This is a genomic window from Methylobacterium gregans (assembly GCF_022179245.1).
GTDB lineage: Bacteria > Pseudomonadota > Alphaproteobacteria > Rhizobiales > Beijerinckiaceae > Methylobacterium > Methylobacterium gregans.
Genome location: NZ_BPQM01000178.1, coordinates 1 through 8179 on the forward strand (window position 1 = coordinate 1; position 8179 = coordinate 8179).

The 8179-nt window shown below is 74.8% G+C and carries 8 protein-coding genes; 2 read left to right on the top strand and 6 right to left on the bottom strand.

Features of this window, described 5'->3' with window-relative positions; all coding sequences use genetic code 11:
- The first annotated feature begins 1 nt into the window (after position 1).
- Both MFF54_RS26460 and MFF54_RS26465 read left to right on the top strand, forming a co-directional pair.
- Complete coding sequence (locus MFF54_RS26460; protein WP_238307172.1) at positions 2–2437, top strand: branched-chain amino acid ABC transporter ATP-binding protein/permease; 2436 nt, start codon at positions 2–4, stop codon at positions 2435–2437.
- Between the two features lie 58 nt (positions 2438–2495).
- Complete coding sequence (locus MFF54_RS26465; RefSeq protein ID WP_238307173.1) at positions 2496–3386, top strand: polysaccharide deacetylase family protein; 891 nt, start codon at positions 2496–2498, stop codon at positions 3384–3386.
- A 122-nt stretch (positions 3387–3508) separates the two neighbouring features.
- On the opposite strand, the gene MFF54_RS26470 is transcribed toward MFF54_RS26465, so the two are convergent.
- The 6 genes from MFF54_RS26470 to MFF54_RS26495 form a co-directional block, all read right to left on the bottom strand.
- A complete protein-coding gene (locus tag MFF54_RS26470) occupies positions 3509–4552 on the bottom strand; it encodes a substrate-binding domain-containing protein (protein WP_370880136.1) in 1044 nt (347 codons plus the stop codon).
- 216 nt (positions 4553–4768) lie between these two features.
- Positions 4769–5503: a recombinase family protein gene (locus MFF54_RS26475; protein ID WP_238307175.1), complete on the bottom strand. Its 735-nt coding sequence runs from the start codon at positions 5501–5503 to the stop codon at positions 4769–4771.
- A 322-nt stretch (positions 5504–5825) separates the two neighbouring features.
- Positions 5826–6185, bottom strand: a complete 360-nt coding sequence (locus tag MFF54_RS26480) for a Rieske (2Fe-2S) protein (protein ID WP_238307176.1) — start codon at positions 6183–6185, stop codon at positions 5826–5828.
- Positions 6178–6882: an ABC transporter ATP-binding protein gene (locus MFF54_RS26485; protein WP_238307177.1), complete on the bottom strand. Its 705-nt coding sequence runs from the start codon at positions 6880–6882 to the stop codon at positions 6178–6180. Before MFF54_RS26485 ends, MFF54_RS26480 begins: the two co-directional genes overlap by 8 nt.
- Complete coding sequence (locus MFF54_RS26490; protein ID WP_238307178.1) at positions 6875–7702, bottom strand: ABC transporter ATP-binding protein; 828 nt, start codon at positions 7700–7702, stop codon at positions 6875–6877. The genes MFF54_RS26485 and MFF54_RS26490 overlap by 8 nt, the downstream gene beginning before the upstream one ends.
- On the bottom strand, positions 7699–8179 hold a 481-nt coding region (locus MFF54_RS26495), incomplete at its 5' end, for a branched-chain amino acid ABC transporter permease (protein WP_238307179.1). The genes MFF54_RS26490 and MFF54_RS26495, both read right to left, overlap by 4 nt.

Below are 8179 nucleotides of genomic sequence, written 5' to 3' on the forward strand. Positions count from 1 at the left end.
CCTGACGCTCGCCGGCCTCGGCCTCGTCGGGGCGACCACCGGCTACAGCCACTTCGTCATCGCCCTGGTGGCGCTGACGGTGGTGGCCGGCACCGGGCTCAACGTCCTGCTCGGGCTCGCCGGGCTGATCTCGTTCGGCCATGCGGGCTTCTACGCGGTCGGCGCCTATACCAGCGCGATCCTGACGCTGAAGGGCCTGAGCTTCTGGGCCGCGCTGCCGGCGGCGGCCGCTCTCTCGGGCCTCGTCGGCGCGGCGCTCGCCGTGCCGGCCATGCGGGTGCGCGGCCCCTACCTCGCCATGGTGACGATCGCCTTCGGCTTCCTGGTCGAGCACGCGCTGATCGAGGGCGGCGACCTCACCGGCGGCCAGAACGGCCTCGTCGCGGCCGCGCCGCCCAGCCTGTTCGGCCTGGGCTTCGGTGAGCGCGAACTGGCGCTCCTCGCGGTGCTCATGGCCGGTCTCAGCCTCTACGGCTTCCATCGCCTGCGCGACGCCCGCCTCGGCCGGGCGATGCGGGCGGTGCGCGACGCGGATGTCGCCGCCGCCTCCCTCGGCTTCGACCCGGTGCGGGTGAAGACCGCGGCCTTCGCGATCTCGGCGGCGCTCACGGGGCTCGCGGGCGCGGTGCTGCCGCCCCTGATGCTGTTCATCGCCCCGAGCTCCTTCCCCTTCAGCCAGTCGATCCTGTTCGTGCTCTCCGTCGTGGTCGGCGGGGCCGGCACGGTGCTGGGCCCGCTCTTCGGCGCCCTGGTGACGGTGCTGCTGCCGGAGGCGCTCGCCGGGCTCGCCGAGTACCGGCTGCTCTTCTTCGGCCTCACCACGCTGGTGGTGCTCTGGCTCGTGCCGGCGGGCATCGTCGGCAGCCTCGCGCGCCTGCTGCCGCGGAGCACGGACGCGCCAGTGCCCGCGCCGGATGCCGGGGCGCCCGCCTTCCTGCGCCGGGCCGAGCGCGAGGCGCTCGCGGTCGAGGGCCTCGGCATCGCCTTCGGGGGCATCCGGGCGGCGGACGGCGTCGCCTTCGAGGCGCTGCCCGGCGCGGTCACCAGCGTGATCGGCCCGAACGGGGCCGGCAAGACCACCGTGCTCAACATGGTCTCGGGCTTCTACCGCCCGAGCGCCGGCACGATCCGCCTCGGGTCCCGCGACCTCGCGGGCGCCCCCGCCCACGCGGTCGCCCGGGCCGGCATCGCCCGCACCTATCAGACCACGCGGCTCTTCGGCTCGCTCTCGGTGATCGAGAACGTGACGCTCGCCCGCGCCCCCGGCCGGCTGCTGCGCCGGGCCGGGCCCGAGGACCGGCAGGAGGCCGCCGCGCTCCTGGCCTTCGTGGGCTACGCGGGCGCCCTCGACCGGCCGGCCGCGGAGCTGGCCCATGTCGACCGGCGCCTCGTCGAGATCGCCCGCGCGCTCGCGGGCGCCCCGCGCGTGCTCCTCCTCGACGAGCCGGCGGCGGGCCTCGCCCGGGCCGACACCGACCGGCTGGGCCGCCTCCTGCGCCGGATCGCGGCCTGCGGCATCGCGGTGATCCTCGTCGAGCACGACATGCCGCTGGTGATGGGCGTCTCCGACCGCATCCTGGTGATGGATGCGGGCCGCCCGATCGCCTGGGGGACGCCGGCCGCGATCCGCCGGGACCCGGCCGTGCTGCGGGCCTATCTGGGCGCCGCCGACACCCCGGCCCGGCCGCGCACCGCCCCCTGGAGCGGGCCGGCCGACCCGGTTCTCGCCGCCCATGGCCTGCGGGCGGGCTACGGCGCCGCACCCGTGCTCGACGGCATCGCGCTCGCCGTGCGGCCGGGCGAGACGGTCGCGCTCTTAGGGTCCAACGGCGCCGGCAAGTCCACGGCGATGCGGGCGCTCGCCGGCCTTCTGCGCCCGGTCGAGGGCTCGCTCGTGCTGGCCGACGCCGCGATCGGGGCGCTCCCTGCCCACGCGGTCGCGCGCCTGGGGCTGGCGCTCGTGCCGGAGGGCCGGCAGGTCTTCCCCGAATTGACCGTGGTGGAGAACATCCGGCTCGGCGCCTGGAGCCGGTCCGGGAGCCGGGGCGGGCGCGTCGATCCGGCCGAGGTCGAGGCCCTGCTCGACCGCTTCCCCCGCCTGCGCGAGCGGGCGGAGAGCCGGGCCGGCCTGCTCTCGGGCGGCGAGCAACAGATGCTCGCCATCGCCCGCGGGATGATGGCCCGCCCGCGCATCCTGCTCCTCGACGAGCCCTCGCTCGGCCTCGCCCCGGCGATCATCAACGATCTCTACGCCGTGGTGGCGGAGCTGCGCGACCAGGGCACCACCATCCTGATCGTCGACCAGATGGCGGCGCTGGCGCTGACCGTCGCCGACCGGGGCTACGTGCTGGAGCAGGGGCGCGTCGCGGCCTCCGGCACCGCCGCGGAACTCCGGGCCGATGCGGGGCTGGAGGCGGCTTATCTCGGAGCCGCCTGACGCCCCGCGACTTGGTCCACGACGTTGATCAACCCCGACAAGGGAACACGACTGCCCGATGACGACGCCCGACCCGGCCGGCCACGGCCGCTACGCCTACTCCGCCCTGCCGGACCGCCCGGTCTACGACTGGCCGGAGGGCAAGCGCCTCGCGGTCTACGTGGCGCTGAACCTCGAGACCTTCGATTTCAGCTCCGGCCTCGGGGCGGAGCTGGCCCCGGGCGGTCCGCAGCCCGACGTCCTGAACTACGCCTGGCGCGACTGGGGCAACCGGGTCGGCGCGTGGCGCGTCCGCGACATGCTCGACGGCTTGGGCGTGCCCGCCAGCATCCTCGTCAACAGCCGCCTCTACCGGGACTGTCCCGGCCTGATCGAGGCCTTCCGGACGCGCGGCGACGAGATCGTCGGGCACGGGCGCACCAATGCCGAGCGCCAGGGCACGCTCTCGGAGGCCGAGGAGCGGGCGCTCATCGCCGAGGCCACCGGGATCCTGACGCGGGAGGAGGGCAGGGCGCCGGCCGGCTGGCTCGGCCCCTGGATCTCGCAGTCGCGGACGACGCCCGACCTGCTGGCGGAGGTGGGCTACCGCTACCTGCTCGACTGGTGCCACGACGACCAGCCGACCTGGTTCGCCACCCGGGGGGGCGGGCGCATCCTGGCCCTGCCCTACCCGCAGGAGCTCAACGACATCCCGGCCATCGTCGCCCGCAAGGATACGGGCCGGCAATTCGCCGAGGCGATCGTGGACGGTTTCGACGAGATGCTGGAGCAGTCGGCGCAGGCACCGCTCGTCATGGGCATCGCGCTCCACCCCTACATCGTCGGCCAGCCGCACCGCCTGCGCCCGCTCCGTCAGGCGCTCGCCCACATCGCGGCCCGGCGCGAGGCGGTCTGGATCACCACGGCGGGCGCGATCGCCGAGCATGCCGCCGCGCGGATGCCGGCCTGATCGCGCGCGCGGCCGGGGCGCCGTCCGCCGCGATCCTGCTCGCCTCCATCGCCGCCGACAGGTCCGGCCTCGGGTAACGGAAGACGACGTCCGACCATACGCCGGCCGTACTCCGGCGCGCCTCAATCGGCGGGCACGGCCGCGCGGTAGCCGGGTCGCGCCGCGGCCCCGGCCCTGACCGCTGCGATCAGCGCGTCGAGGGCCGGGGCGGACAGGGACGTGCTGGCGGCCAGATAGTAGGTCTCCCAGCCGACCGACAGGAAATCCAGGCCGAGCCGGTCGGCGGCGGCCCGCACGCCGAGCCCCGCATCCGCCGCGCCGCAGGCGATGGTCGCGGCGACCGCCTGATGGGTGAACTCCTCGTTGGCGTAGCCGGCGATGGCCGCGGGCGGCAGCCCGGCCTCGGCCAGGAGGCGATCGAACCACTGGCGGGTGCCCGACGCCTTCTGGCGGTTGACGTACCGGACCCCCGCCGCGGCGAGGTCGGCGAGCGTGCGGATGCCGAGCGGGTTGCCCGGTGCCAGCAGCAGCCCCTGCTCGCGGGCGAAGAGGGGATGCGCGACGAGGCCGGCTCCGGGGGTGACGGCGGAGAAGGGCGCGCCCGCCGCCTCCGGGACCAGCGCGCCGCAATGGAAGCCCGCCGCCTCGGCCTGCCCCTGGAGCAGCTGGGTCACCGCCGCGCTGCTGCCCATCACCGAGAGCGCGATATCCTCGTGCGCGGCGAGGACCTCGACCAGCAGGGGATCGTGGCTCGCCGCCAGCGTCAGCGGCGCCGCGCGGTCGCTGAGGAGGGTGCGCAGGCGATGCTCGACGACGCGGGTCTCGCGGCCGAACCCGGCGCTCAGGCCGTCCGCTGCGGCGGAGAAGGCCGCCGCCAGACCGGCCCCGAACGCGGTCAGCTCGGTGCCGTGGCCGCGGGTCTTGCGCACCAGGGGCCGGCCGAGGGCAGCCTCGTAGGCCTGCAGGCGGGCCCAGGCCGCGCGGTAGGACAGGCCGAGCGCGTCGGCCAAGCCCTGCACCGAGCGCGTCCGGCCGATCGCCTCGAAGACCACCGTCAGGTCGGAGACCGAGAGGGTGTTCGGCCCAATCCGGAGGGTCCCGCCGAGCCCGAGGACCACCGAGACCGCCGCGTCGTCACCGGTGCTCGGGTCGCGTCGGTCGTCGATCTCGTTCACGGCCTGATCTCCCGTACCGGGGCGCATTCCAGGCGCATTCCAGGCGCGTCTTGAGCCGCACCGGTGCGTCCGAGCGGCGCCTCCGGGGCCTTGGCCCGCACCTGCCGGCCCGCCGATGCTCCGGCCTCTCCGTCACTAACCCCGTTCTGGCACGAACGGCCAGAGCGGGCCGCTCCCTGCCCCGCGCCGGTAAAGGGCACTCGGCCCTCAGCCGGCCGAGGCGATCCGCTTCTCCACCCGCCGCACCTGCGACGGATACCAGCGGTCGCCGCGCGCGCTCGGCACACCGAGCTCGTTCAGGGCGTGCGCGATCTGCTCGAAGGTGGTCGCGCCGGCCGCGCGGATCTCGGCCAGAACCGGCGCGACGCCGAGGGCGCGCTCCAGGGTCCTGGGCAGACAGGGCGGCTCGCCCACGGGGCGCCCGCCGCGCAGGGGCGCCGGACATTCGGCCCGCCCCGCCCCGACGCCCCTCCGCCGCCGGGGATGCAGCCTCGCCTCGAGGCCGGTCAGGAAGTTCCGCTTGCGCGCGCGCCGGTCCGCGCTCTCGGGCGGCGGGGCCTCGAGCGCCGTCAGGGCCGTCAGGATGCCGAGCGTGCCCGCGTTCGCCTCCGGCATGTCGGCCGCGAAGAAGCGCAGCCCATGCCGCTCCCGCTCGCGGCGCAGCGCCGTGAGGAAGCCGCGGTCTCCGGACACCGGCCCCAGCTTCGCGACGAGGAGAGCCGCCCCGTGCTGCCGGCAGAGGGCGAAGGCCTCCTCCAGAGCGGTTCGGGCCGGCTCGACGTCGTCGACTCGGCTCTCCCGCGTCTCGGCGATCAGGCGGCCGCGACACGCTGCGAGGTAGGCCGCAACGGCTGCGCGCTGCGCCGCCAGCGCTTCGGCCGGATCTTCGGCAACGGGCGCCGGACCGCCCGCGCCGAGGTTGATGTAGGAGACGAACTGCACCTGAGCCACCTGTGCCGCGTCGCGGGACGGGTACGCCGTGCCCGCGGCTCCGTGCCGGCCCGGGACGCTCCGTCCGCTCGTCTCATGTCCTGAACGACAATTTTGGCGCGCTCAATATGAAATCGCCTTCCTATTGTGATCGTGCCTGCACAGCGTCGTCGCCCGGGAGGGTGACGCGGGCCCGCGCTCGCGGCCTTCCGGCGGCGCGGCTGATCGGTCCGGTCCGCGATGCAGGGGCGGGCGCGACCGGAGACATCGGCGGCCCTGAGGGAAGCGGTGTTGCCCGTCGCGCGGGGGCGCCGCCCGCCCGGACGCTGGGCCGCTAGCAGGGCTGGCGCTGCCCGGGGCCCGTCTCGAGCCAGAGCCCGTCGGCCGCGACCGCGACGGGGAAGACGCGCAGGGGACGGAACGACCAGCCCGGGGAGACGGAGCCGTCGCGCAGGCTGAACGAGGCGAGATGGCGGGGGCAGAACAGCCGTCCGGCGCTGCACCGGCCGGCCGCCAGGTCGGCGCCCTCGTGCGGGCAGGCCCGCTCGACGGCGAGGATCCGCCCGGCCTCGCGCACGAGGAGCAGGTGCTGCCGGCCCGCCAAGACCGGGAGCAGGGGCCGGTCGCCCGAGAGATCGCCGAGAAGGTCGCAGGGGCCCAGGCGGATCCGGTCCGGCCGCGCCACCTCAGCCACCCAGATAGGCTTCCCGCACGTGCGGGTCGGCGATGAGGGCCTGTCCCGACCCTTCGAGCACGGTGCGCCCGGTCTCGAGCAGGTAGGCGTGATCGCAGAGTTCGAGCGCCGCGAAGGCGTTCTGCTCGACGAGCAGCACCGTGGTGCCGGCGTCGCAGATCGCGCGGATCACCGCGAACATCCGCTCGACGATGTTCGGGGCGAGGCCGAGGGAGGGTTCGTCGAAGAGCACGAGCTTCGGCCGGCCCATCAGCGCGCGGCCGATCGCCAGCATCTGCTGCTCGCCGCCCGACAGCGTGCCGGCGGCCTGGTCGCGGCGCTCGGCGAGCCGCGGGAATTCCCCGTAGATCCGCTCCAGATCCGCCGCGATGCCCGCCCGGTCGCGGCGCAGATACGCCCCCATGGCGAGGTTCTCGGCGACAGTCATCTGCGGGAAGACGCGCCGGCCCTCCGGGCAGTGGGCGATGCCCTCGGCCAGGATGCGGCGGGGCTCGGCGCCCGCGATGTCGCGGCCCTCGAACCGGATCGTGCCGGAGCGCGGCGGGACCAGCCCCGAGATCGCCCGGAGCGTCGTGGACTTGCCGGCCCCGTTCGCGCCGACCAGCGCGACGAGCTGCCCCTCGCGCACCGTGATCGTGAGCCCTTTCAGGGCGGTGACGTGGCCGTAGCCGCAGACGAGGTCGCGGATCTCAAGCATGGACCACCTCGCTCACGGAACCCTGGGCCTCGGCGGCGGCGCGCCGGGCGGCGCTGCCCTGGCCCAGATAGGCCTCGATCACCGCCGGATCGCTGCGGATCGCCTCGGGCGGACCCGCGGCGATCAGCCGGCCGTAGTTCAGCACGACGATCCGGTCGGAGACCTCCATCACCATCGGCATGTCGTGCTCCACGAGCAGGATGGTGATGCCGCGCTCGCGGATCTGCCGGATCAGGCGCACGAAGACGCGCGTCTCCGAGGCGTTCATGCCGGAGACCGGCTCGTCGAGGAGCAGCATGGCGGGCTCGGTGGCGAGCGCCAGCGCCACCCCGACGAGGCGCTGCTCCCCGTAGGCGAGCGAGCCGGCCTTCTCCTGCGCCCGGCCCCCGAGACCGACCCAGTCGAGCAGCGCCGCCGCGCGCTCCCGCAGGGCCCGCTCGCTCGCGCCCGCCCGGCCGAGAAGCGTGTCGAGCAGCGGCGCGCGGCTCATGGAAGCGCCCTGGCGGTGCAGGCCGATCATCACGTTGTCGAACACCGTGTCGTCCGGGAAGACGCTGGTGCGCTGGAAGGTGCGGGCGAGGCCCAGCCGCGTGATCTCGTGCGGCTGGAGGCCCTTCAGGTCCGTGCCGCGGAAGCGCACCGCGCCCTGGCTGGGCCTGAGGAAGCCCGTCATCACGTTGAAGGCGGTGGTCTTGCCCGCCCCGTTCGGGCCGATCAGGCTGACGATCTCGCCCGCCTGGACGTCGAAATGCAGGTCCGCGATGGCGACGAGGCCGCCGAAGCGCACGCCGACATGATCGACCGAGAGGATCGGGCTCATCGCTGCACCATCGGGCTGGCTTCGAGGACCGGAGCCGCCGGCCGGCGGCGGGCCAGGAGGGCCGCGAGCCCCGGCACGATGCCCCGCGGCATCACGAACAGGATCCCGATGAGCACGAGCCCGTAGACGATCCACTGGGCCTCCGGCGCCATCACGGGGCGGAGCGCCACCGGCAGGAGGCCGAAGATCAGGCCGCCGACCACCGGACCCATCAGCGTGCCCTTGCCGCCCGCCACCACCATGATGACCATGCTGACCGTGGTGGTGAAGGCGAAGACCTCGGGATCGATGATGCGCAGGTAATGGGCGTAGAGGCTGCCCGCCGCGCCCGCCATTGCGGCCGAGATCACCGCCGCGACGGTCAGCGTGCGGGTGGCGTTGATGCCCACCGAGAGCGCCAGGGACTCGTTCTCCTTGAGCCCCCGCATCGCCCGGCCGAAGCGCGCGCCTCGTCGGCTCGCGCTTCGGCCGGGCGAT